At 52.7% G+C, this 23,851-nt stretch carries 23 protein-coding genes; 9 read left to right on the plus strand and 14 right to left on the minus strand.

Annotated elements, in window-relative coordinates; genetic code table 11:
- Window positions 1–7: 7 nt before the first annotated feature.
- Complete coding sequence (gene ompW / locus AAGR22_RS11865; RefSeq protein WP_067701461.1) at window positions 8–640, minus strand: outer membrane protein OmpW; 633 nt, start codon at window positions 638–640, stop codon at window positions 8–10.
- Between the two features lie 254 nt (window positions 641–894).
- Between ompW and AAGR22_RS11870 the strand changes: the two genes are divergently transcribed.
- The 4 genes from AAGR22_RS11870 to yciA all read left to right on the plus strand — a co-directional run bounded on the left by AAGR22_RS11870 (window position 895) and on the right by yciA (window position 3,179).
- Window positions 895–1,314, plus strand: a complete 420-nt coding sequence (locus tag AAGR22_RS11870; protein ID WP_345827681.1) for a YkgJ family cysteine cluster protein — start codon at window positions 895–897, stop codon at window positions 1,312–1,314.
- 22 nt (window positions 1,315–1,336) lie between these two features.
- Entirely contained in the window at window positions 1,337–2,074 is a 738-nt protein-coding gene (locus tag AAGR22_RS11875; protein WP_067701456.1) for a YciC family protein, read from the plus strand.
- A 76-nt stretch (window positions 2,075–2,150) separates the two neighbouring features.
- A complete protein-coding gene (locus tag AAGR22_RS11880) occupies window positions 2,151–2,687 on the plus strand; it encodes a septation protein A (protein ID WP_067701453.1) in 537 nt (178 codons plus the stop codon).
- Window positions 2,688–2,747: 60 nt separating this feature from the next.
- Window positions 2,748–3,179 (plus strand): acyl-CoA thioester hydrolase YciA, encoded by a 432-nt coding sequence (gene yciA, locus AAGR22_RS11885; RefSeq protein ID WP_345827682.1) that lies wholly within the window; start codon window positions 2,748–2,750, stop codon window positions 3,177–3,179.
- Between the two features lie 95 nt (window positions 3,180–3,274).
- Here yciA and tonB read toward each other — a convergent pair whose 3' ends face one another.
- Window positions 3,275–4,021 carry a TonB system transport protein TonB gene (gene tonB, locus AAGR22_RS11890; protein WP_345827683.1) on the minus strand — a complete coding sequence of 249 codons (747 nt, stop codon included), beginning with the start codon at window positions 4,019–4,021 and terminating at the stop codon, window positions 3,275–3,277.
- A gap of 206 nt (window positions 4,022–4,227) precedes the next feature.
- Between tonB and AAGR22_RS11895 the strand changes: the two genes are divergently transcribed.
- Complete coding sequence (locus tag AAGR22_RS11895; RefSeq protein WP_067701447.1) at window positions 4,228–4,524, plus strand: YciI family protein; 297 nt, start codon at window positions 4,228–4,230, stop codon at window positions 4,522–4,524.
- A gap of 37 nt (window positions 4,525–4,561) precedes the next feature.
- On the opposite strand, the gene AAGR22_RS11900 is transcribed toward AAGR22_RS11895, so the two are convergent.
- Complete coding sequence (locus tag AAGR22_RS11900) at window positions 4,562–4,738, minus strand: YciY family protein (protein WP_156484922.1); 177 nt, start codon at window positions 4,736–4,738, stop codon at window positions 4,562–4,564.
- Between the two features lie 147 nt (window positions 4,739–4,885).
- Between AAGR22_RS11900 and cls the strand changes: the two genes are divergently transcribed.
- Window positions 4,886–6,346, plus strand: coding sequence for a cardiolipin synthase (cls, locus tag AAGR22_RS11905; RefSeq protein ID WP_067701444.1), 1,461 nt, complete (start codon window positions 4,886–4,888; stop codon window positions 6,344–6,346).
- A 46-nt stretch (window positions 6,347–6,392) separates the two neighbouring features.
- Window positions 6,393–6,716 carry an HI1450 family dsDNA-mimic protein gene (locus AAGR22_RS11910; RefSeq protein ID WP_067701441.1) on the plus strand — a complete coding sequence of 108 codons (324 nt, stop codon included), beginning with the start codon at window positions 6,393–6,395 and terminating at the stop codon, window positions 6,714–6,716.
- Between the two features lie 132 nt (window positions 6,717–6,848).
- On the opposite strand, the gene oppF is transcribed toward AAGR22_RS11910, so the two are convergent.
- From oppF to AAGR22_RS11945, 7 genes are all read right to left on the minus strand, one after another.
- Complete coding sequence (oppF, locus tag AAGR22_RS11915; RefSeq protein WP_067701438.1) at window positions 6,849–7,850, minus strand: murein tripeptide/oligopeptide ABC transporter ATP binding protein OppF; 1,002 nt, start codon at window positions 7,848–7,850, stop codon at window positions 6,849–6,851.
- Window positions 7,847–8,857, minus strand: coding sequence for an ABC transporter ATP-binding protein (locus AAGR22_RS11920; protein WP_345827686.1), 1,011 nt, complete (start codon window positions 8,855–8,857; stop codon window positions 7,847–7,849). Before AAGR22_RS11920 ends, oppF begins: the two co-directional genes overlap by 4 nt.
- Window positions 8,858–8,868: 11 nt before the next feature.
- Window positions 8,869–9,777, minus strand: a complete 909-nt coding sequence (gene oppC, locus AAGR22_RS11925) for an oligopeptide ABC transporter permease OppC (protein WP_067701432.1) — start codon at window positions 9,775–9,777, stop codon at window positions 8,869–8,871.
- Window positions 9,778–9,791: 14 nt separating this feature from the next.
- Window positions 9,792–10,712 (minus strand): oligopeptide ABC transporter permease OppB, encoded by a 921-nt coding sequence (oppB, locus tag AAGR22_RS11930; protein ID WP_067701429.1) that lies wholly within the window; start codon window positions 10,710–10,712, stop codon window positions 9,792–9,794.
- Between the two features lie 82 nt (window positions 10,713–10,794).
- Window positions 10,795–12,426, minus strand: a complete 1,632-nt coding sequence (gene oppA, locus AAGR22_RS11935) for an oligopeptide ABC transporter substrate-binding protein OppA (RefSeq protein WP_345827689.1) — start codon at window positions 12,424–12,426, stop codon at window positions 10,795–10,797.
- A gap of 160 nt (window positions 12,427–12,586) precedes the next feature.
- A complete protein-coding gene (locus AAGR22_RS11940) occupies window positions 12,587–14,179 on the minus strand; it encodes an ABC transporter substrate-binding protein (RefSeq protein WP_345831588.1) in 1,593 nt (530 codons plus the stop codon).
- A gap of 655 nt (window positions 14,180–14,834) precedes the next feature.
- Window positions 14,835–15,482, minus strand: a complete 648-nt coding sequence (locus AAGR22_RS11945) for a YchE family NAAT transporter (protein ID WP_067701416.1) — start codon at window positions 15,480–15,482, stop codon at window positions 14,835–14,837.
- A 518-nt stretch (window positions 15,483–16,000) separates the two neighbouring features.
- On the opposite strand from AAGR22_RS11945, the gene adhE reads away from it, so the two are divergent.
- On the plus strand, window positions 16,001–18,691 hold the full coding sequence (gene adhE / locus AAGR22_RS11950) for a bifunctional acetaldehyde-CoA/alcohol dehydrogenase (protein ID WP_067701413.1): 2,691 nt from the start codon (window positions 16,001–16,003) through the stop codon (window positions 18,689–18,691).
- Window positions 18,692–18,814: 123 nt separating this feature from the next.
- Here the strand turns inward: adhE and tdk are convergent, their stop codons facing one another.
- Entirely contained in the window at window positions 18,815–19,441 is a 627-nt protein-coding gene (tdk, locus tag AAGR22_RS11955) for a thymidine kinase (RefSeq protein ID WP_067701410.1), read from the minus strand.
- A gap of 523 nt (window positions 19,442–19,964) precedes the next feature.
- Between tdk and hns the strand changes: the two genes are divergently transcribed.
- The gene (hns, locus tag AAGR22_RS11960) at window positions 19,965–20,369 is read left to right on the plus strand and encodes a histone-like nucleoid-structuring protein H-NS (RefSeq protein WP_067701407.1); all 405 of its coding nucleotides are present in this window, start codon (window positions 19,965–19,967) and stop codon (window positions 20,367–20,369) included.
- 138 nt (window positions 20,370–20,507) lie between these two features.
- On the opposite strand, the gene AAGR22_RS11965 is transcribed toward hns, so the two are convergent.
- The 3 genes from AAGR22_RS11965 to galU are packed head-to-tail and all read right to left on the minus strand — an operon-like array spanning window position 20,508 to window position 23,802.
- Complete coding sequence (locus tag AAGR22_RS11965; RefSeq protein ID WP_345827692.1) at window positions 20,508–21,512, minus strand: NAD-dependent epimerase; 1,005 nt, start codon at window positions 21,510–21,512, stop codon at window positions 20,508–20,510.
- Between the two features lie 14 nt (window positions 21,513–21,526).
- A complete protein-coding gene (locus AAGR22_RS11970) occupies window positions 21,527–22,867 on the minus strand; it encodes a UDP-glucose/GDP-mannose dehydrogenase family protein (protein WP_345827694.1) in 1,341 nt (446 codons plus the stop codon).
- Window positions 22,868–22,893: 26 nt separating this feature from the next.
- A complete protein-coding gene (gene galU, locus AAGR22_RS11975; RefSeq protein ID WP_067701398.1) occupies window positions 22,894–23,802 on the minus strand; it encodes a UTP--glucose-1-phosphate uridylyltransferase GalU in 909 nt (302 codons plus the stop codon).
- Window positions 23,803–23,851: the final 49 nt, after the last annotated feature.

The following is a 23,851-nucleotide window of genomic DNA, read 5'->3' on the forward strand; positions in this document are numbered from 1 at the left end:
CCTGAAATCAGAAGCGATAACCTGCGCCGAAGAAGAAGACGAATGGATTGATATGGGTGTCAATGCTCTGACGGTCGCTGCCCGCATCAAACCGGACTTTGGTATCAATATCCATATACCAGAGCGAGGCGTTCAGCATCCAGTTCGGCGTCAGCTGGTAATCCAGCCCCACCTGTCCGGCGATGCCCCAGGTGTTTTTCACGCTCAGATTACTCAGTCCTGCATCGCGACCGGTCTGGTTGAAATCAGTGTCGTAGAACATGGTGTAGTTAATACCGATGCCGGCGTAAGGCTGCCATTTGCTGGTATTACCCATAAAATACCACTGCGCCATCAGGGTTGGCGGCAGCTGGTGTACGGTAGCCAGCGTGCCGGTGGCTGCCAGACCCACCTTGTGGCGGAATGGCGTGGCCCCCAGCAGCTCGATACCGATATTGTCGGTGGCCATATAGGTAAACGTCAGGCCAAGCTGGGTGTTGTTGCTGACGTCAAACTCGCCCAACCCCAGCACGTTGTCCGATCCGCCCGTGGGGCGCACGGTCGCAGAGCCTGCCCGTATAAAGAAATCGCCTGCCTGATGTGCGGACGCCACCGCGGGCAGCAGCGTTACCAGAGCCAGGGCCAGTGCTTTCAGTTTCATCATCACTCCTTTGCAATTTCAAAAGCGCGCAATACACGCCGTCATTTTTATTGGCGACATATTTACATTGATTAACGGGAAAGATCATCCTAATCAATTCTTTTAAACTCCTTAAAAAACAACGATTTGATTTAGATCAATTTACACCCCTCACAAGTGCAATAAATAGCCCTTGCGGGAACATATCCGGCGGCTTATGTTGCTTATCTCCTTCCATGTGATTTTGGTTCGACGCCTGAGGGCGGGGTAATCGAATGAGCGATAACATTAACCCCTGCATTAACTGTGGCGCCTGCTGCGCCCATTTTCGCGTCTCTTTTTACTGGGCAGAAGCCGACGACGGCGGCGGCACCGTCCCTGCTGACCTGACCGAGCCGTTGAATCTGTTCCTGCGCAATATGCGCGGCACCAACGCGGCGACCCCTCGCTGCGTGGCGCTGGAGGGCGAACCTGGCGGCTGTGTCTCCTGCGGAATTTATCAGCAGCGACCCACCCCCTGCCGCGAGTTTGCCCGTTCCGGCGAGGATGGCGTGGCGAATGAGGCCTGTGACCGGGCAAGGGCACGCTATGGATTGCCGCCGCTGTTTTATCCGGTAACACCTTCTTTAAATGAAAGTTATGTAAGTCAGGGTGCCAGGTTCGCCCCAGACCATGTACAATCCCCGGATCGTTAATGCAGGCTTGAAAGGAGAGTACATGTCAATCACGGCTGGCTCGTTATACCGTGACACGGGGAATTTTTTACGTCATCAGCTGGTTACCATCGTGCTGATGTCGCTGCTAACCTCATTTATCACCGTTCTGATCGGCCACGCGCTGACGCCCGGGGCCGACCAACTCTCCATGCTGACCGACGGCAGCCGTGGCTCGGGCATGAGCCTGCTGGAAATGGTTCAGAATATGTCGCCCGATCAGCAGCGTATTCTGCTTCGCGCTTCAGCAGCCGGTACTTTTGCTTCGCTGGTGGGAAATACCCTGCTGCTCGGCGGCATGCTCAGCCTGATCCCGATGGTGTCAGCCGGTCAGCGCGTCAGCGCACTACGTGCTATCGGTACCTCGGCACCCTCGCTGCCGCGCCTGCTGCTGCTGGTGTTTATTATGACCCTGGTGGTGCAGCTCGGCTTTATGGTGCTGGTCGTGCCGGGTGTATTGCTGGCCGTGGTTCTTGCGCTGGCTCCCATCGTACTGAGCACGGAGAAAGTGGGTATTTTTGCCTCGATGCGACTCAGCGTGCGCCTGGTATGGGGACATCTTAAGCTGGTTGCACCGGCGGTGGCACTCTGGCTGCTGGCCAAAATCGTTGTGCTGCTGCTGGCATCCTCGCTGACCGTTCTGCCCGCCAACGTCGCCTCGGTCGTGCTCAATGCCCTGAGTAATCTGATTTCGGCGATAATGATTATCTATCTCTATCGTCTCTATATGCTGTTACGTTAGTCATAACCGGGTGCTCTGCCACAGGGCACCCGCGAGATTATGATTGTTCGCCTGAGTCTGTTATCCGGAAACCCTTATGAAGCAGCTACTTGATTTCCTCCCTCTCGTTGTCTTTTTCATTTTCTATAAGCTGTATGACATCTTCGTCGCCTCAGGTGCGCTGATTGCAGCAACGGCGCTGGCGCTGGTCGCCAGCTGGGTGCTCTATCGCAAGCTTGAAAAAATGACCATCATCACCTTTGTGCTGGTCGCCGTTTTTGGCACCCTGACGCTGGTTTTTCACAATGATGAGTTCATCAAATGGAAAGTGACGGTGATTTACACCCTGTTTGCCGTTGCGCTGGTGTTCAGTCAGTTCTGGATGAAACAGCCCCTGATCCAGAGCATGCTCGGCAAAGAGCTGACGCTGCCGGCCGCTGCCTGGCGCAGGCTAAATATTGCCTGGGCGCTCTTTTTCCTTGCCTGCGGTCTGGCAAATATTTACGTCGCATTTTGGCTGCCGCAGGAACTTTGGGTTAACTTTAAAGTATTCGGTCTGACCGGCCTCACCCTGGTTTTCACCGTTATCAGTGGGCTTTATATCTACCGCATCATGCCCCAGGAAGAAAAATAATTTTTTAACGCCCGGAAATCATTCCGGGCATTTCAGCACTTTTTATTGAGAAGCCTATTAATGAGCGATGACACTAATCGCGTTCCGCAGGGCGAAATGGTTCTGCGAACGCTGGCTATGCCTGCTGATACGAATGCCAACGGCGATATTTTTGGCGGCTGGCTGATGTCACAAATGGATATGGGCGGCGCGATTCTGGCAAAGGAGATTGCCGGTGGGCGTGTCGTCACCGTACGCGCCGATGGCATGACGTTCCTGAAGCCGGTAGCGGTGGGAGACGTGGTGAGCTGCCATGCCCGGTGCATTCGCACCGGTACCAGCTCAATCACGATTAACATTGAAGTGTGGATAAAGAAAGTGTCATCTGAACCTATCGGTCAGCGATACTGCACTACCGAAGCGGTATTCATCTATGTCGCCGTGGACGGCCAGGGGAAATCCCGACCGCTGCCGGCGGGAAAAGGTCATTTTGACCTGAAGGATCGGGACTGACTCCCCCCTTACTGAGAAGCAGCCCGTAACAGATGCTCCACTATCATTGCCCTGCATGGGCGCCTCGCTGGTGCGGTGCGCCCCTCCGGCAGAGCCTATTCAATACTTGAGCCGCCATTGATGCGAAACACAACATTCATCTTGATGTCCTTACCCGGCTTATTCGGCTCATAACGCCACTTCTTCATTGCCTGCCTCACATCACGCTCGAACATATTGCGCGGCTCGGCGGAGAGAATGCGAATATTCCCCACCTGGCCGGAGCTGTCAACGTCGAACTGTACGCGAACCCGCCCTTCTATTCTCAGCGCAAAAGCGCGTGCCGGGTAGCCGGGTTTACCGATGCTGAGTGCCTTCGGCCCGCTGGCAACGGATGATGTGGAAGGCGTCGGCGAGCTCTTCGGCGCCGTTGAGGGCGCGGTCGATGGCGCCGGATGTTCATTAAATGGCGAAGCGTGCCGGGGTTCTTCCTCCGGTTTCACCTGCTTCTTCGGCTTTACCACCTCTTTCCTGACCGGTTTGGGCTTAGGTTTAGGCTTAGGCGCCGGTTTAGGAATGGCAACGGGCACAGGTTTTGGCGGTTCGGGTTCGGGAACCGGTTCTGGCTCAGGTTCCGGCACGGTTTCCTGCGGCGGCGCTGGCTGGGAAGCCGGCTGTGGCACGGGCTGTACTGCCGGTGCGACCAGTGACACGCTGATTGGCTGAGACGCTTTAGGTAGTTCAACACTCCGGTGAAATGAAGCATAGAGGATCCCGCCAATCGCTGCCGCATGCAGCGCAATGGAGAGCAGCATGGGCAGGGAAAAACGGCGGGGTAATGATGTTTCGGTCAGCGTCGTCATAATCTTTCTGCTGTAAATGTGAAGCACTAAGTGTAAATGCAAATAGCAATCAGTTTCAATAACATCAGGCGGCCATGCGTGCGATTTGTCAGAAATTGACTTTTGGCTGACCTTAATCAAGCGCGAGCAGGCTTTTCATTTGCACAATAGTGAACGATGACATAACGTGATGACCAAAATCTTGTCGATTCCACAGGAGTTGTAACGTGCTCTACGTAATTTATGCAGAAGATAATGCCGATTCACTGGAAAAGCGCTCGGCCGTGCGCCCTGCCCATCTGGCACGTTTGCAGCTGTTACAGGATGAAGGACGGTTGATTGTGGCCGGACCGATGCCAGCCGTGGACAGTAACGAACCGGGCGTGGCAGGTTTTAGCGGTTCAACCATCATTGCCGAATTCCCGTCGCTTGAGGTGGCGCAGGCCTGGGCGCAGGATGACCCGTACATTGCCGCGGGCGTCTATAAACAGGTCGCCGTAAAGCCCTTCAGGCGGGTATTTTAACCCGGAGGACTGCCTGCGATGGCGCAGGCAGTCCTCACTACGAGAGTAGTGGGTTAACAAACAGTATCGAACGGCGCTGCTGCTGACTCAACTGGTGGCGGATGGCATGCATACGGCCATAGCGTCTCGACTGCCCTTCCAGCCAGCGCGCCCGGCGGCGTTTAACCTGACGCGACATGCGCCAGCGCGCAACTTCATTCTTACTCCGTCTCATTTCGACTCCCGGCTAAAAAACACGCGGCGCATTATAGACCTTTATCGCCTTCGCCCAGGTCCGATGACTTAAAAACATTAAAGGTTTCGCCCGCTCGCATCTGCACGTAAACTCCTCTTACTTAGCGTGAACGGAATTTCCACTGACATGACGACTTTTTATACTTTACTCAGCTGGCTTCTCATTTTTGGCTACTGGTTGCTGATAGCAGGTGTGACGCTACGCATTCTGATGAAGCGCCGTGCCGTGCCTTCAGCTATGGCCTGGCTGCTGATTATCTATATTCTGCCGCTGGTGGGTATTATCGCCTATTTGTCTTTCGGCGAACTGCATCTGGGCAAGCGCCGCGCCGAGCGCGCGCGCACCATGTGGCCCTCAACGGCCAGATGGCTTAACGATTTGAAGTCCTGTCACCAGATTTTTGCCCAGGACAACAGCGACGTCGCGCGCTCACTGTTCCAGCTGTGTGAAAACCGACAGGGGATTGCCGGGGTCAAGGGCAACCAGCTCCAGCTGCTCACCTCCACAGAAGAGACCATGACCGCGCTTATCCGGGATATTCAGCTGGCGCGGCATAATATCGAGATGGTGTTTTACATCTGGCAGCCCGGCGGGATGGCCGATGAGGTGGCCGAATCACTTATGGCGGCGGCGCGGCGCGGCGTACACTGCCGGCTGATGTTGGACTCCGCAGGCAGCGTGCAGTTTTTCCGCAGCCCCTGGCCTGCAATGATGCGCAATGCGGGCGTGGATGTGGTGGAGTCGCTAAAAGTGAGCCTGCTGCGCGTTTTTCTGCGCCGGATGGATCTGCGTCAGCATCGTAAAGTGGTGCTGATTGATAACTATATCGCCTATACCGGCAGCATGAACCTCGTTGATCCGCGCTATTTCAAACAGGATGCCGGCGTCGGGCAGTGGATTGATCTGATGGCGAGGATGGAAGGTCCGGTCTCCACCACCATGGGGATAATCTACTCCTGTGACTGGGAGATCGAAACGGGCAAGCGCATTTTACCGCCGCCGCCCGACACCAATATCATGCCCTTTGAACAGGAGAGTGGTCATACTATTCAGGTAATTGCGTCCGGCCCCGGTTTCCCGGAAGACCTGATCCATCAGGCGCTACTGACGGCGGTTTACTCCGCACGTGAGCAGCTGATTATGACCACCCCCTACTTTGTGCCCAGTGACGATCTGCTGCATGCCATCTGTACCGCGGCGCACCGTGGTGTGGATGTCAGCATCATTGTGCCGCGCCATAACGATTCCTTGCTGGTTGGCTGGGCCAGCCGGGCTTTCTTCGCCGAGCTGCTGGAAGCGGGCGTGAAGATCTATCAGTTTGAAGATGGCCTGCTGCACACCAAAAGCGTGCTGGTCGATGGTCAGCTAAGCCTGGTCGGGACGGTGAACCTTGATATGCGCAGCCTGTGGCTGAATTTTGAAATTACGCTGGTGATTGATGATGACGGATTCGGCAGCGATCTGGCGACCGTCCAGGACGATTACATCGCCCGCTCACGGCTGGTCGACGGCAAGCGCTGGGCGCGTCGCGCCTACTGGCAGCGTATTGTTGAACGACTGTTTTACTTCTTCAGCCCGTTGCTGTAAAACGAGCGAAATTGCACAGCGCCCAATGGGCATGATGGGAAATGATATGGATTTGAATAATCGTCTTACCGAAGATGAAACGCTGGAACAGGCCTACGACATTTTTCTTGAGCTGGCAGTCGATAATCTCGATCCGGCCGATGTCATCCTGTTCAATCTGCAGTTTGAAGAGCGCGGCGGCGCCGAGCTGTTTGACCCGTCTGACGACTGGGCGGAACATGTGGACTTCGATCTCAACCCGGACTTTTTCGCCGAGGTGGTCATTGGTCTGGGTGATGCCGATGGCGAACCGATCAACGACGTTTTCGCCCGCGTGCTGCTGTGCCGTGAGAAAGACCACAAGCTGTGTCATATTTTATGGCGTGAGTAAGCAAGACGGTCAACAGAGCTGAGGCCTGATACGGCCACCGGTTACGGCATCAGTAACGTCCGCGGCTCAGTTCGAGCCTGATGCGGCACCCCGTTTATGTGCGACGGCGCATAAGCGGGGTGCCGTTTTTATTTACAGCGGATCAACCTTCAGGCAGGAAACCGCGTGGCGGAAGCTCCCCTCCAGCAGCGGGCGGGTTTTCGCACATTCGGGACCGGCAATCGGGCAGCGTGTACGGAAAACGCAGCCGGACGGCGGGTTGATCGGCGACGGCAGTTCCCCTTCCAGCAGCTGAATCACCTTGTTTTTCTCGCGATCCGGATCGGGGATAGGCACCGCTGACATCAGCGCCCGGGTGTAAGGATGCTGCGGATTCTGATAGACCTCATCATAGGTCCCCAGCTCTACGGCATGGCCCAGATACATCACCAGCACGCGATCGGAAATGTGCTTCACCACCGCCAGGTCATGAGCGATAAAGATTAGCGACAGCCCCATCTCCCTTTGCAGCTTTTGCAGCAGGTTAACCACCTGTGCCTGAATCGACACGTCCAGCGCGGAAACCGGTTCGTCGCAGATGATCAGCTTCGGCTCCAGGATCAGCGCACGGGCAATACCGATGCGCTGGCACTGGCCGCCTGAGAACTCATGCGGGTAGCGGTTAATCAGGTTAGGCAGCAGCCCGACCTTCATCATCATCGTTTTAACCCGCTCTTTCACCTCAGCCTTTGCCATTTTGGGATGATAGGTACGCAGCGGCTCGGCAATAATATCGCCAATGGTCATGCGCGGGTTCAGCGAGGCGAGCGGATCCTGGAAGATCATCTGAATATCGCTGCGTGCCCTGCGCCACTCCTCTTCACTCTGCCCCAGCAGGTCGCGTCCCAGCCAAGCCACGCGGCCATCGGTCGCTTTCACCAGGCCAATAATGGCGCGAGCCAGCGTGGATTTTCCACAGCCCGACTCGCCGACCACGCCCAGGGTCTCCCCTTCGTAAAGCCGCAGGCTGACGCCGTCAACCGCCTTCAGGGTTTTGGAAGGCTGCCAGAACCACTGCTTACCGTCCTTGATGTCGAAATGCACTTTGAGATCGGCGATCTCCAGCAAAACTTTCTTTTCAGCGACCGCACTCATACCAGTTCCTCCGCGGGTTTAAAGCAGGCACGTAAACGCCCTTCGCCGAATGGCGTCAGCGGCGGTGCGGTAGAGCAAATTTCCATCGCGTGGGGGCAACGAGGCTGGAACGGGCAGCCTTTCGGCAGACGCAGCAGATTAGGCGGATTGCCCGGAATAGTGGTAAGCGATTCGCCCTCCGCATCCAGACGCGGCACGGCATTAAGCAGCCCAATAGAATAAGGATGCGTAGGCTGATAGAACACGTCGCGCGCGCGGCCATACTCCATGGTGCGGCCTGCGTACATCACCAGCACCTGGTCACAGATGCCCGCCACCACGCCGAGGTCGTGGGTGATCATAATAATCGCCGTATTGAATTCCCTTTTCAGGTCATTCAGCAGCGTCATAATCTGCGCCTGTACCGTCACATCCAGCGCAGTGGTGGGCTCATCGGCAATAAGCAGTTTAGGCCGACACATCAACGCCATCGCAATCATGACCCGCTGACGCATGCCGCCCGAAAACTCATGGGGATACATTTTCATGCGCTTGCGCGCCTCAGGCATTTTGACGGCATCCAGCATGCGTACCGACTCTTCAAACGCCTGCGCGCTGCTCATCCCCTTGTGCAGCCTGAGCACTTCCATCAGCTGCTCGCCCACCTTCATATAGGGGTTAAGGGAGGTCATCGGGTCCTGGAAGATCATCGCAATCTGCTCGGCCCGCAGCCTGTTAAGCTGCTTTTCCGGCAGGTTGAGGATCTCTTTACCGTTAAACAGCGCCGAGCCGCCAATTCGGCCATTGCTGGCCAGCAGCCCCATCAGGGCAAAGGCGGTCTGCGACTTACCTGAACCGGATTCGCCCACAATGCCCAGCGTTTCACCGGCGCGCAGGCTAAAATTGAGGTCGTTTACGGCGGTAACATCCCCGTCCGGCGTTCCAAAGGTCACGCGCAGATCCTTTACGTCAAGCAGCTTGCTTCCCGTCAGACTGGCCATCGCTGGCTGTTGTTCAATTATGCTCATCGGGAAACTCCTTAACGATCTTTCGGGTCGAGGGCATCACGCAGGCCATCGCCGATAAAGTTGAAACAAAACAGGGTGACCACCAGGAAGCCCGCCGGAAACAGCAGCAGCCACGGCGACACTTCCATTGAGTTAGCGCCATCGCTCAGCAGTGCCCCCCAGCTGCTCAGAGGCTCCTGCGTGCCCAGACCGAGGAAACTGAGAAAGGATTCAAACAGGATCATGCTCGGCACCAGCAGCGAGGCATAAACCACCACCACGCCCAGCACGTTCGGCACGATATGGCGAACCACGATATGCGGCGTGGAAACCCCGCCGACGTGGGCCGCTTCAATAAACTCCTTGCGCTTCAGGCTCAGGGTCTGACCGCGTACGATACGCGCCATATCAAGCCAGGAAACCAGCCCAATCGCCACGAAGATCAGCAGAATATTACGGCCAAAGAAGGTCACCAGCAGAATGACAAAGAACATAAAGGGAAAGGAGTTGAGGATCTCCAGCAGGCGCATCATGACCGAGTCGGTTTTACCCCCGAGATAGCCCGCCAGCGAACCATAAAGCGTCCCTACCAGCACCGCCACCAGCGCCGACGCCACGCCGACCATCAGCGAAATTCGGCCGCCAATCGCGACGCGCACCAGCAGATCGCGCCCGGAGGAGTCGGTGCCGAAATAGTGTTTCGACACCAGATCCGGCGCGGCGGACATCATGCCCCAGTCGGTATCGTCATAGGTAAACGACGACAGCATGGGGGCGAAAATGACAAACAGCGCAATCAGTACCAGCACAATCAGGCTGCCCAGCGCGGCACGGTTATGAATAAAACGACGGCGTGCGTCCTGCCACAGGCTGCGTCCTTCGACCTCCAGTTTTTCACTGAAGGCATCAAGAGCGGCGCTATTTTTCTTACTTAACATCATCGCGAGCTCCGGATTTAGTAACGAATTTTGGGATCGATAACCGCATAGAGCACGTCAACGATCGCATTAAACAGGATGGTCAGCACCCCCACCAGAATAGTCAGGCTCAGCACCAGCGAATAGTCGCGGTTAAGCGCGCCGTTAACAAACAGCTGACCAATGCCCGGCAGGCCGTAGATGGTTTCAATCACCATTGAGCCGGTAATGATGCCGACAAAAGCCGGACCGAGATAGGAGAGTACCGGCAGCATCGCGGGTTTCAGCGCATGCCGCAGCACGATGCGGTGCATTGGCAGCCCCTTGGCGCGAGCGGTGCGGATAAAGTTGGAGTGCAGCACCTCAATCATTGAGCCGCGCATAATACGCGCGATGCTGGCGATATAAGCCAGCGACAGGGCCACCATCGGCAGGATCATAAATTTCGCCTCACCGCCGTTCCAGCCGCCACCCGGCAGCCACTTCAGTGCAATGGCGAAGATCAGCACCAGCAGCGGTGCCACCACAAAGCTCGGTATTACCACGCCGGTCATTGCCACCCCCATCACCATAAAGTCCCATTTGCTGTTTTGCTTCAGCGCGGCAATGACCCCGGCGGTCACCCCGAGGATAATGGCCAGCAAAAAGGCCGCCAGGCCCAGCTTAGCGGAGACCGGGAACGCGTGGCCTACCAGGTAGTTAACCGAATAGTCTTTATATTTAAACGACGGACCAAAATCCCCATGTGCCAGCTGGATCAGGTAGTTGCCGTACTGCTTCCAGATGGGATCGTTCAGATGGTATTTGGCTTCAATGTTTGCCATAACTTCCGGCGACAGCGTGCGCTCGCCGGTAAAGGGGCTGCCTGGTGCAAGGCGCATCATAAAAAAGGAGATGGTAATCAGAATGAGTAACGTCGGGATCGCTTCCAGAACACGACGAAATATAAACTTTAACATTGCCCGTACCTGCTGGCTTGTGCCTTAGCACTGCTTAAAATGAGACACGCAGGAGGAGGTGACCCTCCCCCTGTTGTTGCCATTAATGTTTGATGATGTAGAGATCTTTGTCGTACACGTAGTTCAGCGGATCTTTACCGGTATAGCCGCCGACGTAAGGCTTAACCAGGCGGGTATTGGCATAGTAAAAGACCGGCACAATGGTCGAATCCTTATCTAGAGTCTCTTCCGCCTGGGTGTAGGCTGCGCTGCGCTCTTTTTCGTTACTGGACGTGGACGCGGCAGCAATCGCCTTGTCAAAATCTGCTGATTTATAATGAGAAGTGTTATTGCTGCTGCCGGAAGTCATGGTATTCAGGAATGACGTCGGCTCGTTGTAATCCGCGCACCAGGCGGCACGGGCAACATCAAATGTTCCCTGGTGACGCGTATCAAGGAAGGTTTTCCACTCCTGATTGGTCAGTTTTACATTCACACCTAAATTTTTCTTCCAGATGGATGCCGCCGCGATAGCCAGCTTTTTATGCAAATCGGAGGTGTTGTAAAGCAGTTCGAAAGTCAGCGGTTTGTCGGCGGTATAGCCCGCCTCGGCAAGCAGCTTTTTCGCTTCAGCATTACGCTGATCCTGCGTTTCGCTAAACCACGCGGGTTTCGTCACATTGGCACCGTCAATCGCAGGCGGCGTGTAGCTGTAGGCGGGCTGCTGCCCCTGCGCCAGGACTTTATTCACCATGATGTCACGATCCAGGCCCAGCTTCAGTGCTTCACGGACGCGGGAGTCAGTGAAAGGTGCTTTCTGGTTATTGATTTCGTAGTAGTAAGTACAAAGATAGGGATCAACGTGCAGCTCTTTTGGATTATCACGCTGTAGCTTTTTAAACAGTTCAATCGGCAGGTTGGTATAGGTCATGTCACTGCCGTTACTGCTGAAATAGCGGTTAACGTCGCTGACCTCAGAAGGGATCGGCAGGAAGGTGACTTTCTCCAGTTTGGTATGGGCATTATCCCAGTACTGGGGATTGCGCACCACGACAATGCGCTCATTGATGATGTGCGATTCAAGCTTGTAGGCACCGTTACCCACCCAGTTCTCCGGTTGAGTCCACTTTTCGCCAAACTTGTCGATAGCAGGCTTGTAAACCGGGGACATGGAGGGGTGAATAAGCAGCTTGTAGAAATAGGGAACGGACTCGGTAAGGGTTACCTGGAGCGTATGCGCATCTATGGCCTTTACGCCAAGCTGATCGGGGCTTTTCTTACCGGCAATAATGTCGTCAACATTTTCAAGATGTCCGTACTGGAGATAGCTGGCGTACGGGGAAGCGGTTTTAGGGTCAGCCAGGCGCTGCCAGCTGTAGACGAAATCCTGAGCGGTAACCGGCTCACCGTTTGACCATTTCGCGTCTTTGCGCAGATGAAAGGTCCAGATTTTACCGTCTTTGTTTTCCCAGCTTTCAGCCACGCCAGGGATCGGGTGACCGGAAAGATCGTTGATGACCAGCCCTTCCAGCAGATCGTAACTGACGTTCGCTTCAGGCACGCCCTCAATTTTATGCGGATCGAGAGACTGCACCTCGTCGCCATTACCCTTTACCAGCTCCTGCTTCGCCGCCAGCTCAACGCCTGCCGGTACGGTAGCCGCGATTGCCATATTTCCCGCCAGCGCAGTAAACACCCCAAGCGCAATCAGACTTTTTTTCGTGATATTGGTCATTATCTACTCCAGTTTTTATTATTGCTGATGTGGTCTTAACACCAGCTTCCCCCGTTAAACGGGCTATCGGCTCAGGCTTCCGGAACGACGGCATCCCGAGCCGTTAATGCGTTACCCTGATTTATTACGGTTTTCGCCCGTCACGAATAACCCGTAGTTCTTAATGCTTTACGATGTAGAAATATTTAATATCGGTCAGATCCTGTGGGTCTTTACCGGTAAATCCACCGACCCAGGGTTTCACCAGCCTTGCACTGACCCGGTAGTAAACCGGCACAATGGCCGAGTCTTTATCGAGCTGAGCTTCCGCCTGCTGATAGATGTCCGCGCGCTGCTCATCCGATACCGTCAATGTTTTAGCCATCAGGTCGTCAAAGGCCTGACTTTTATAGAACGCCGTATTAGTGGATGAATCACTCAGCATGGCATTCAGAAAGGTAGAGGGTTCGTTATAGTCGGCACACCAGGTGGCCCGCGCGACATCGAAATTACCCTGATGCCGGGTATCCAGCATGGTTTTCCACTCCTGGTTATCCAGCTTCACCCCGGCGCCCAGATTCTTTGTCCACATTGAAGCCGCGGCGATGGCCTGTTTTTTATTCACGTCGGAGGTGTTATAGAGCAGCGTGAAGCGGAGGGGTTTCTCAGCGCTGTATCCTGCCTCTGCCAGCAGCGCTTTGGCTTTTGCATTGCGTTCTGCCTGCGTCAGCGTCATCCATGCAGGCTGCATCAGGTGCGCGCCATCAATAAAAGTTGGCGTGAAGCCCCCGGCCGGTATCTGCCCCTGCCCCATAATTTTGTTGGCGATGATATCGCGGTCGAGGGTGAGCTTAACCGCAGCTCTTACCCGGGGATCGTTAAAGGGCGGTCGTTTGTTGTTCAGCTCGTAGTAAAAGGTGCAGAGCAGCGGACTGATACGCACCTGACTGCCCAGGGTTTTCTTCAACGTAGGAAAAAGATCGGGCGGCAGTGCGCTGTTAGTCATATCAATTTCACCGCTGCGATAGCGGTTCACGTCGCTGCCCTCTGCGGTAACGGGCAGGAAAGTGGCCGTTTCAATAACCGTGCGGGCATTATTCCAGTAAAGTGGATTACGCTTCACTACGATTTTTTCATTGATCACCCACTCACTCAGCGTATACGCACCGTTGCCGATAAAGTGGGCGGGCTGCGTCCACTGGTCACCCCATTTTTCCACCGCCTGGCGGTTAACGGGTCGGAGCGCGGTATTGGCGGCCAGCGCCACAAAATAGGGCACGGGTTCGCTGAGGATGATCTGTACATGCGCGTCATCAAGCGCTTTGATGCCCAGCGCCGATGGGGGCTTTTTACCCGCCAGAACATCATCAATGTTGTCGATATGGGCAAATTGCAGATAGCTGGCGTAGGGTGAAGCCGTTTTCGGATCCACCAGTCGCTGCCAGCTATAAACAAAATCGGCTGCGGTTACCGGTTGACCATTGCTCCAGCGGGCATCCTTACGCAGCGTGAACGTCCAGATTCTGCTCTGCTGATGACTCCAGCTCTCTGCCACGCCAGGCACAATGTGGCCGTTATTATCCGTGGTGACTAACCCTTCAAGCAGATTGCCGACAACGTTACTTTCAGGCACCCCTTCAATTTTTTGCGGATCCAATGAAGAGACTTCGCTGCCATTATTAATCGTGATGGCCTGACTGGCGGCGAGCGTTACGCCTGCGGGTACCGTAGCAGCTGACGATACGCCGGAGTAAAGACCCAAAACAACTATCATCGCCTGGCTAAAACACGGGCGGCGGTACGAAAGATATTTCATTAAGCGTAGTTAACCTGTGTTTTTGGATCTGTTTTCAGATCGGTTAAAGCCGATCTTATTTGCACATCCAATGCCAATTATGAAGACGATTTCCGAAAACTATCAGAACGCTGATTTCGACGCCAAACCTAAATAACAAAAATGTTAACTTATTCTCTTTTATCACGAAACGATCACAAGAAGAAGTGTTATTTAACAAAGCAAATTAAGTAACAGAGGGCTATTTATCAACAGGTTAACTCGATTCAGGCCTGGAATGTGCCGATCGCGCCTTTTTTTGACGTTTGCCGTAGGGAGAGGAGTGAGAATCCACACTTTACCGGCGTCTTTGCCCAGAATGCAGGGAATGATTAGCATTTTATTCCAGCATCAAGCCATTCTATCGGATTTTAGTCGTGAAATTTTAATAACATTTTCAGGTTAGCTTCTGATAAGAATGCAATTTTCAGTAATTACATTAATAATTGAGCGCGGATATTAAGCAGAAGGAATAAATGCACCATAAAGGGGCGATAAACGCGTACAGTGCATCACTTTGGTGCGCAAGGAGACCTGCGATGGAAAATAAGCGCAGATTATGCGCTTTATATTGGGCTCTTCAGGCAGGAGTCGTTTAGTGCGTCAGACCGGGAAAGAGCACTTTGATACCGGTAACAATAAATTCGATCCCCAGCGCCATGAGCAGCAGCCCCATTATGCGGGTGATGACGTTGATGCCGGTCTGTCCCAATACCCTGACCATGAGCGGTGCCGCACGAAACAGCAGCCAGCAGCAAAACGCAAACAGCGCAATGGCGAGGCTAAAGCCCAGCAGATTTTGCCAGCTGTGATACCGCGTGCTCCAGACGATGGTGGAACTGATCGCGCCCGGGCCGGCCATTAACGGCAGCGCCAGCGGCACTACGCCGATACTCTCCCTGATTTCCGTCTCTGATTTTTCCTGTTTATTCTGCTTATCTTCCCCCAGCTTACCGCTGATCATCGACATCGCTATGGTCACCACGAGGATGCCGCCCGCGATACGAAAGGAGTCGATTGAGATGCCGAACAGTTGCAGGATGGCATCGCCCAGAAATAACGAGGTCAGGAGAATGATCGCCACCGAGAGGTTAGCTGTCATATTGGTTTTGTTGCGCGCAGCGGGAACCTGATAGCGAGTCATACTGATGAAGACAGGAATGATCCCAACCGGATTAACCAGGGCGAATAAACCCACAAAAAATTTAATATAGCCTGAGAAATCTAAAATTACCGGGTTCACACTGTACTCCTGAAAGGGCCTGTTCAACGTGCGGTAATTTAATGCAAAAGCAATGCGCATACCATCCCGCCGGGGTAGAATTTCCGCCTGTATTTTCCACCAAAAACCAGTATAAAAACCTCAATACAGGTTAATACCCCCTATTACTGTCTGTCAGGCGGCGTTTGCCGCTCGACATCTACCGCCTGGTTCAAATTATGTGAGCTGAAAGGTATCAGCAGAGATTATCGGTGATCCAGATCAACTCTGGAGTACCTCATTATGAGTAAGCTTTGTTTTGTCAGAGCAGGTCTTAACGGACCTCCCTCTGAATGAGAAACCTGATCCGCCAGGTAAAGCAGGCGATTCAGTTCAATGATGACATCAGGAGGGAGACTCTTTCAGTAAACACAGACGCTTTATTTTGTAAAACCTTTGGGCCTGTCACATTAATAAAACAATAAGTTAAAGCCTGGTTACTACAATTAAAGGTTCTGATTCGTTTACTAATAGAGTTTAACTTTCATCAGGAGAGCATTATGGCCGTTACTAATGTTGCTGAACTTAACGCACTGGTTGAGCGTGTTAAAAAAGCACAGCGTGAGTATGCTAATTTCACCCAGGAGCAGGTGGATAAAATTTTCCGCGCAGCCGCGCTGGCCGCAGCAGACGCGCGCATCCCCCTGGCTAAGATGGCCGTTGCTGAGTCGGGTATGGGGATTGTCGAAGACAAGGTGATCAAAAACCACTTCGCTTCTGAATATATCTACAACGCTTACAAAGATGAAAAAACCTGCGGCATTCTCGAGACCGATGAGACCTTCGGCACCATCACCATTGCTGAACCTACCGGGCTGATCTGCGGGATCGTGCCAACCACCAACCCTACCTCTACCGCTATCTTTAAGGCACTGATTAGCCTTAAAACCCGAAACGGTATTATTTTCTCTCCCCATCCACGTGCTAAAGATGCTACCAATAAAGCAGCGGATATTGTGCTCCAGGCTGCCATTGCCGCCGGCGCACCTAAAGATATTATCGGCTGGATTGATGTCCCCTCCGTGGAGCTTTCCAATCAGCTAATGCACCATCCGGATATTAATCTGATCCTCGCCACCGGCGGCCCCGGCATGGTTAAGGCAGCTTACAGCTCAGGGAAACCGGCCATCGGCGTTGGCGCAGGTAATACCCCGGTTGTTATTGATGAAACGGCGGACGTCAAACGTGCCGTGGCGTCAATCCTGATGTCAAAAACCTTTGATAACGGCGTCATCTGTGCGTCAGAGCAGTCCGTTATCGTGGTTGATGCTATTTATGATGCGGTCCGTGAACGCTTCTCCAGCCACGGTGGCTACATGCTTCAGGGCCAGGAGCTGAAGGCCGTTCAGGACATCATTTTGAAAAATGGCGGCCTGAATGCCGCTATCGTCGGTCAGCCTGCGGTCAAAATTGCCGAGATGGCCGGGATTAGCGTACCGGGTAACACCAAAATTCTTATTGGCGAAGTGGAAAGGGTTGATGAGTCAGAACCTTTCGCACATGAAAAGCTCTCCCCTACCCTCGCGATGTACCGGGCAAAAGATTTTGAAGATGCCGTGGTTAAGGCTGAAAAACTGGTAGCGATGGGCGGCATCGGGCACACCTCATGCCTCTATACCGATCAGGATAACGAGCGTGAACGCGTCAATTTCTTCGGTGATAAGATGAAAACGGCACGTATCCTGATTAATACTCCGGCGTCACAGGGGGGCATTGGCGACCTGTATAACTTTAAGCTGGCCCCTTCGCTGACGCTGGGCTGTGGTTCATGGGGGGGTAACTCCATTTCTGAAAACGTCGGACCTAAACATCTGATCAACAAGAAAACCGTGGCCAAGCGAGCAGAAAATATGTTGTGGCATAAACTTCCCAAATCTATCTATTTCCGCCGCGGTTCCCTGCCTATCGCCATGGAAGAAGTGGCGACGGATGGAGCCAAACGCGCCTTTATCGTGACCGACCGTTATCTGTTCAACAACGGCTATGCCGATCAGATCATTACCGTACTGAAATCACACGGTATTGAAACGGAAGTGTTCTTTGAGGTCGAAGCGGATCCGACGCTAAGCGTGGTACGTAAAGGCGCTGAACAGATGCACTCCTTTAAGCCCGACGTGATTATTGCGCTTGGCGGCGGATCGCCAATGGATGCGGCCAAAATCATGTGGGTGATGTACGAACATCCTGAAACGCACTTTGAAGAGCTGGCCCTGCGCTTTATGGATATTCGTAAACGCATCTACAAGTTCCCTAAGATGGGCGTGAAGGCAAAAATGATTGCCATTACCACCACCTCTGGTACCGGTTCTGAAGTCACACCTTTCGCCGTGGTGACTGATGATGCGACCGGTCAGAAATATCCGCTGGCAGATTATGCGCTGACGCCGGATATGGCCATCGTAGACGCCAACCTGGTGATGAATATGCCGAAATCCCTGTGCGCCTTTGGTGGCCTGGATGCGGTGGTACATTCACTGGAAGCCTACGTTTCCGTGCTGGCAAATGAATACTCTGACGGCCAGGCGCTACAGGCATTAAAACTGCTTCAGGAGAACCTGCCTGCCAGTTACAGTGAAGGGGCCAGGAATCCAGTAGCCCGTGAGCGCGTGCATAATGCGGCGACCATCGCGGGTATCGCTTTCGCTAACGCCTTCCTCGGCGTCTGCCACTCTATGGCGCATAAGCTGGGTTCAGAGTTTCATATTCCACACGGTCTGGCCAACGCCCTGCTTATCGCTAACGTTATTCGCTATAACGCCAACGATAACCCAACCAAACAGGCTGCATTCAGTCAGTATGACCGCCCGCAGGCCCGCCGCCGCTATGCTGAGGTTGCTGACCACCTGCGACTGACCGCGCCTGGCGATCGCACCGCACAGAAGATTGAGAAGCTGCTTAGCTGGCTGGAAGAGATGAAAAGTCAGCTTGGCATTCCGAAATCTATTCGTGAAGCTGGCGTACAGGAAGCGGACTTCCTGGCGAAAGTTGACCAGCTGGCGGATGATGCCTTCGACGACCAGTGTACCGGTGCCAACCCACGTTATCCGCTGATTGCCGAACTGAAACAGATCATGTTGGATAGTTTCTACGGCCGCGAATTTACCGAACCCTTTAGCAACATGGCAGAGGCCATTGTTTCACAGTCGGTTGAAATAAATACGCCTGTGAGAAAAAGCAAAAAGGTAAAATAGTAAAATTTGTGTAAAAAAAAACCCGCCAGTGGCGGGTTTTTTCCAGTAATGTTTAATAAAACTAATAGACGACGGAAATAAGAAGCAGGCTATTCATATACCTGCCTACCAGAATAGCCCGGATCAGCTACTGCCCTTATTGCCGGTTTTACCGTGAATAGCCTGTAGACAACCCTGTTCAATTGCCGCGTTATAATGCTTACGACAGACGGAAACATAGCGCTCATTTCCACCAATGACGACCTGCTCCCCCTCTTTAAAGGGTGCCCCATTTTGATCCAGCCTTAATACCATTCCAGCTTTACGCCCGCAGTGGCAAACGGTTTTTAATTCAACCAGCTTATCTGACCAGGCAAGTAAGTAGTGGCTGCCGGTAAATAACTCTCCCCGAAAATCTGTACGTAGGCCATAGCACAGTACAGGTATATCAAGATTATCCACTACCCTGGAAAGCGCCTTAACCTGATCGCGGGTCAGGAACTGACATTCATCTACCAGCACGCAGTTAACGGGTTCAATACTCTGCTCAGCGTTAATTTCATCAAACAATGCAGTCTCGTTATTATACAATTTTGCAGGAGATGAAAGTCCAATTCTGGAACTGACCTTACCCACCCCGAAACGGTTATCTATTTCAGCGGTATAGACCAGCGTGCGCATACCGCGCTCCTGGTAGTTGTAGGATGACTGCAACAGGGCAGTTGATTTACCTGCATTCATAGCAGAATAGTAAAAATACAGCTGAGCCATTGTGCTCGACTCCAGAAACAGGATTCGTGTTAGGCCGTAAAGTGTATCACAAGCCCTCCGGGCGGCGTACCGCTACACAGTAGCCGAGGTTAATAATCCCCATAAGATGTTTATGTCTCTGCTACAGGCGGTCAGGCTGATTTTTTAAGCCGCGCTAAAGATGTCCTCCTTAACAATTTCCCTGCAATAGCTTAGTAATAAATGGGATGTATGCTGTGATTATCCACTGACTTTTCTAAAAGTTAGCCGGTATACCCACTGAAAAGGTGATCTCATATGCTGTCACAAATAGGCAATTTACAGGCTGTTTATCTACTAAATGGCAGCTGTCAGCGAGGGGGGGTTACAGAGTGATATTGCCTTTCAATTTACTTTCTCACTGCATTATTAAGAGCCGTAAATGCAGGAGTGACTTGTTATTCTGAATTCCTTACAAAATTATCTATTGCAGTTAGGATTAACGCCCTCTATTATTATCAGGCAAAACAGCCCCCCACTTTTTTATAATTTTGAGATTTAGACAATGAGCGAAGCACTTAAAATTCTGAACAACATTCGTAGCCTGCGTGCGCAAGCCAGAGAATGTACGCTGGAAACTCTGGAAGAGATGCTGGAAAAGTTAGAAGTTGTTGTTAACGAGCGCCGCGAAGAAGAGAGCCATGCTCAGGCAGAGAATGAAGAACGTAGCCGCAAACTGCAGCAATATCGTGAAATGCTGATTGCAGACGGTATTGATCCTAACGAATTACTGTCAACGCTGGCTGCTGTTAAAGCACCGGGTAAAACGAAGCGTGCTGCGCGCCCGGCTAAATATAAATATATTGATGAGAATGGCGAATCCAAAACCTGGACCGGCCAGGGCCGTACGCCCGCTGTAATCAAGAAAGCCCTTGATGACGGCAAATCTCTTGATGATTTCCTGCTGTAAATTGAAGTCTGACGGCATTTAAACGTGTCTACGTTACAGGCCACATTTTAATGGTGTCAACGTTCTACCCTCCGTGGTGTTTCTGATAGCCACAAAAAAAGGAAGCCATAAGCTTCCTTTTTTATTTACCGTCTGCTGTTAAACCTTATAAAACTCACGATACCAGCTAACAAACCGCGCGACGCCGGTCTCCACGCCCGTCTGAGGCTTGAAATCAATCGCGTCGAAGAGTGCTGCGGTATCCGCACTGGTTTCTAATACGTCGCCGGGCTGCATAGGCATCATATTTTTGTCAGCTTTGATATCCAGTGCTTTTTCTAACGCCTCAATATAGGCCATTAGCGTAACCGGCTGGCTGTTACCAATGTTATAAACACGGTAAGGCGCTGAGCTACTCGCAGGATTGCCCTCTTCTACCGTCCAGTCTAGATCGGGCTGCGGGATAACGTCCTGCAGGCGAAATATGGCTTCAGCAATATCATCGATATAGGTGAAATCACGTCGCATCTGACCGTTGTTATAGACGTCAATTTTCTCACCGGCGAGCATGGCACGCGTAAATTTAAACAGTGCCATATCCGGACGCCCCCATGGCCCATAGACGGTAAAAAATCTCAGGCCGGTGGTTGGGATGCCATACAGGTGGGAGTAGGAGTGGGACATCAGCTCATTGGCTTTCTTCGTCGCCGCATACAGCGAAACGGGATGGTCCACGCTGTCATCCGTCGAGAATGGCAGCTTGCGATTAAGACCATATACCGAGCTTGAAGAGGCGTACAGCAGATGCCCCACCTGATGATGACGACATCCCTCAAGAATATTCAGATGCCCTATCAGATTAGCGTCAGCATAAGCCAGAGGATTCTCCAACGAATAACGTACACCAGCCTGTGCTCCCAGATGGATAACGCGGTCAAATCCTTCATTACGGAACAGCTGGGCAATGCCCTCGCGGTCGGCAAGATCGCATTTGATAAAGGTAAAGTTAGAGGATTGAATTAACGCCAGGCGGGCCAGCTTGAGGTTTACATCATAATAGTCATTCAGGTTGTCGATACCGACAACCTGGTGACCGGCAGCGAGCAGGCGTTGTGCGACGTGATACCCTATAAAGCCTGCTGCGCCGGTAACCAGATATTTCATACTGCCCTCGTTAATTATGCAATTTGTATTGAAGCACCGCGGCCGATTGCATAATAAACAAACCCGCGCTTGCTGACTCTTTCAGGATCATACAGGTTACGACCATCAAAAATCACCGCTTCTTTAAGAGCATTTTTGATAACATCGAAATCTGGCGCGCGGAAGCTCTGCCATTCGGTACAGATAACCAGACCGTCAGCACCCTGCAGGGCCGCTTCTTTGGTTCCCATCAGCTTAAGGTCGCTGCGGTGGCCATAAATACGCTGCGCTTCGTCCATCGCTTCCGGGTCAAACGCCTGCACGGATGCACCCGCCTGCCAGAGAGATTCCATCAGCACGCGGCTGGAAGCCTCACGCATATCGTCGGTGTTAGGCTTAAAGGACAGGCCCCAAAGCGCGAAGGTTTTACCCTCCAGATTCTCACCGAAATGACGCTTGATAAAGGCTGGCAGCTTGGTTTTCTGCGAGTCATTCACGTCTTCTACCGCCTGTAGCAGGCGCGGCTTATAACCAATCTGCTCTGCGGTTCTGATCAGGGCCTGAACGTCTTTCGGGAAGCACGAACCGCCATAACCGCAGCCTGGGTAAATAAACGAGTAGCCAATGCGGGAATCTGAACCAATGCCCTGACGAACTTTCTCTACGTCTGCACCCAAACGCTCTGCCAGGTTGGAAATTTCGTTCATAAAGCTGATTTTGGTGGCCAGCATGCAGTTAGCCGCATACTTGGTCAGCTCAGCGCTACGGATATCCATCAGGATCATGCGATCATGGTTACGGTTGAACGGCTCATAAAGCTCGCGCAGCAGTTCCACCACCTCATCATTATCCGTACCCACCACGATACGCTCAGGACGCATGCAGTCGTTTACCGCAGCACCTTCCTTCAGAAATTCCGGGTTAGATACCACGTCAAACGCGAACTCAGCACCACGGTTTTTCAGCGTTTCTTCCATTACTGCACGCACTCTGTCAGCGGTACCCACGGGCACTGTTGACTTATCAATCACCACTTTGTGGCCATTCATATGCTGCGCGATGGTGCGCGCCACGGCAGTAACGTATTTCAGATCGGCAGAGCCGTCTTCATCCGGTGGTGTACCTACGGCAATAAACTGCATAACGCCGTGGTTAACGCCCTCTTCCGCGTTAGTGGTGAACTTAAGGCGACCTGCCTCATAGTTCTGCATAACCAGCGGCGTCAGGCCTGGCTCAAATATTGGAATGATCCCTTTCTTCAGATTTTCGACTTTATTTTCGTCGACATCGATGCAAAGAACGTCATGTCCGACTTCGGCCAGAACCGCAGCCTGAACCAGACCAACATAGCCGATACCAAATACGGTGACTTTCATTGAATTGTCCCGGTTAGAAATTAAACTTATTTTTTATTGCCAACAGTGCTTTCAAGCCACTCTTTAAAGTCGCTGCCCAGCGTATTATGACGTACGCCGTATTCTACGAAAGCCTGCATATAGCCCAGTTTGTTACCACAGTCATGGCTAATGCCTTTCAGGTGATAGGCTTCAACCGTCTCTTTATCCATCAGCATGGCAATGGAGTCGGTAAGCTGAATTTCGTCGCCCGCACCCGGAGGGGTTTTAGCCAGCAGAGGCCAGATATCCGCAGACAGCACATAACGACCCACAACGGCCAGATTAGACGGTGCTTTATCCGCTTTTGGTTTCTCTACGACACCAACCATAGGCGCACTTTCACCCGCGCTAAGCTCTGCACCCTGGCAGTCAACAACGCCGTAGGCGGTTACGTCTGCCACTGGCTCAACCATGATCTGGCTGTGGCCCGTTTCATCAAAGCGACGCATCATATCGGCCAGGTTATCCTTCGCCAAATCTGATTCGTATTCGTCAATGATCACGTCCGGCAGAATAACGGCCACAGGCTCATTACCGACAACCGGATAGGCACACATGACCGCATGGCCCAGACCCTTCGCCAGACCCTGACGCACCTGCATAATGGTGACGTGTGGAGGGCAGATAGACTGGATCTCTTCCAGCAGCTGGCGCTTAACGCGTTTTTCCAGCATAGCTTCCAGCTCAAAGCTGGTATCGAAATGGTTTTCAATCGAGTTTTTAGAGGAGTGCGTCACCAGCACAATCTCTGTGATTCCAGCTGCGATACACTCATTAACGACATACTGAATTAACGGCTTATCAACCAGCGGCAACATCTCTTTCGGAATTGCTTTGGTTGCTGGCAGCATACGCGTACCCAAACCTGCTACAGGGATTACCGCTTTTTTTACTTTAGACTTATAGGCAGACATCAAAGTACCTCTCTTTAGGCCGTTCAAGTTATTACTTGATATGTCGAGT

The organism is Erwinia sp. HDF1-3R (genome assembly GCF_039621855.1).
Lineage (GTDB): Bacteria > Pseudomonadota > Gammaproteobacteria > Enterobacterales > Enterobacteriaceae > Erwinia.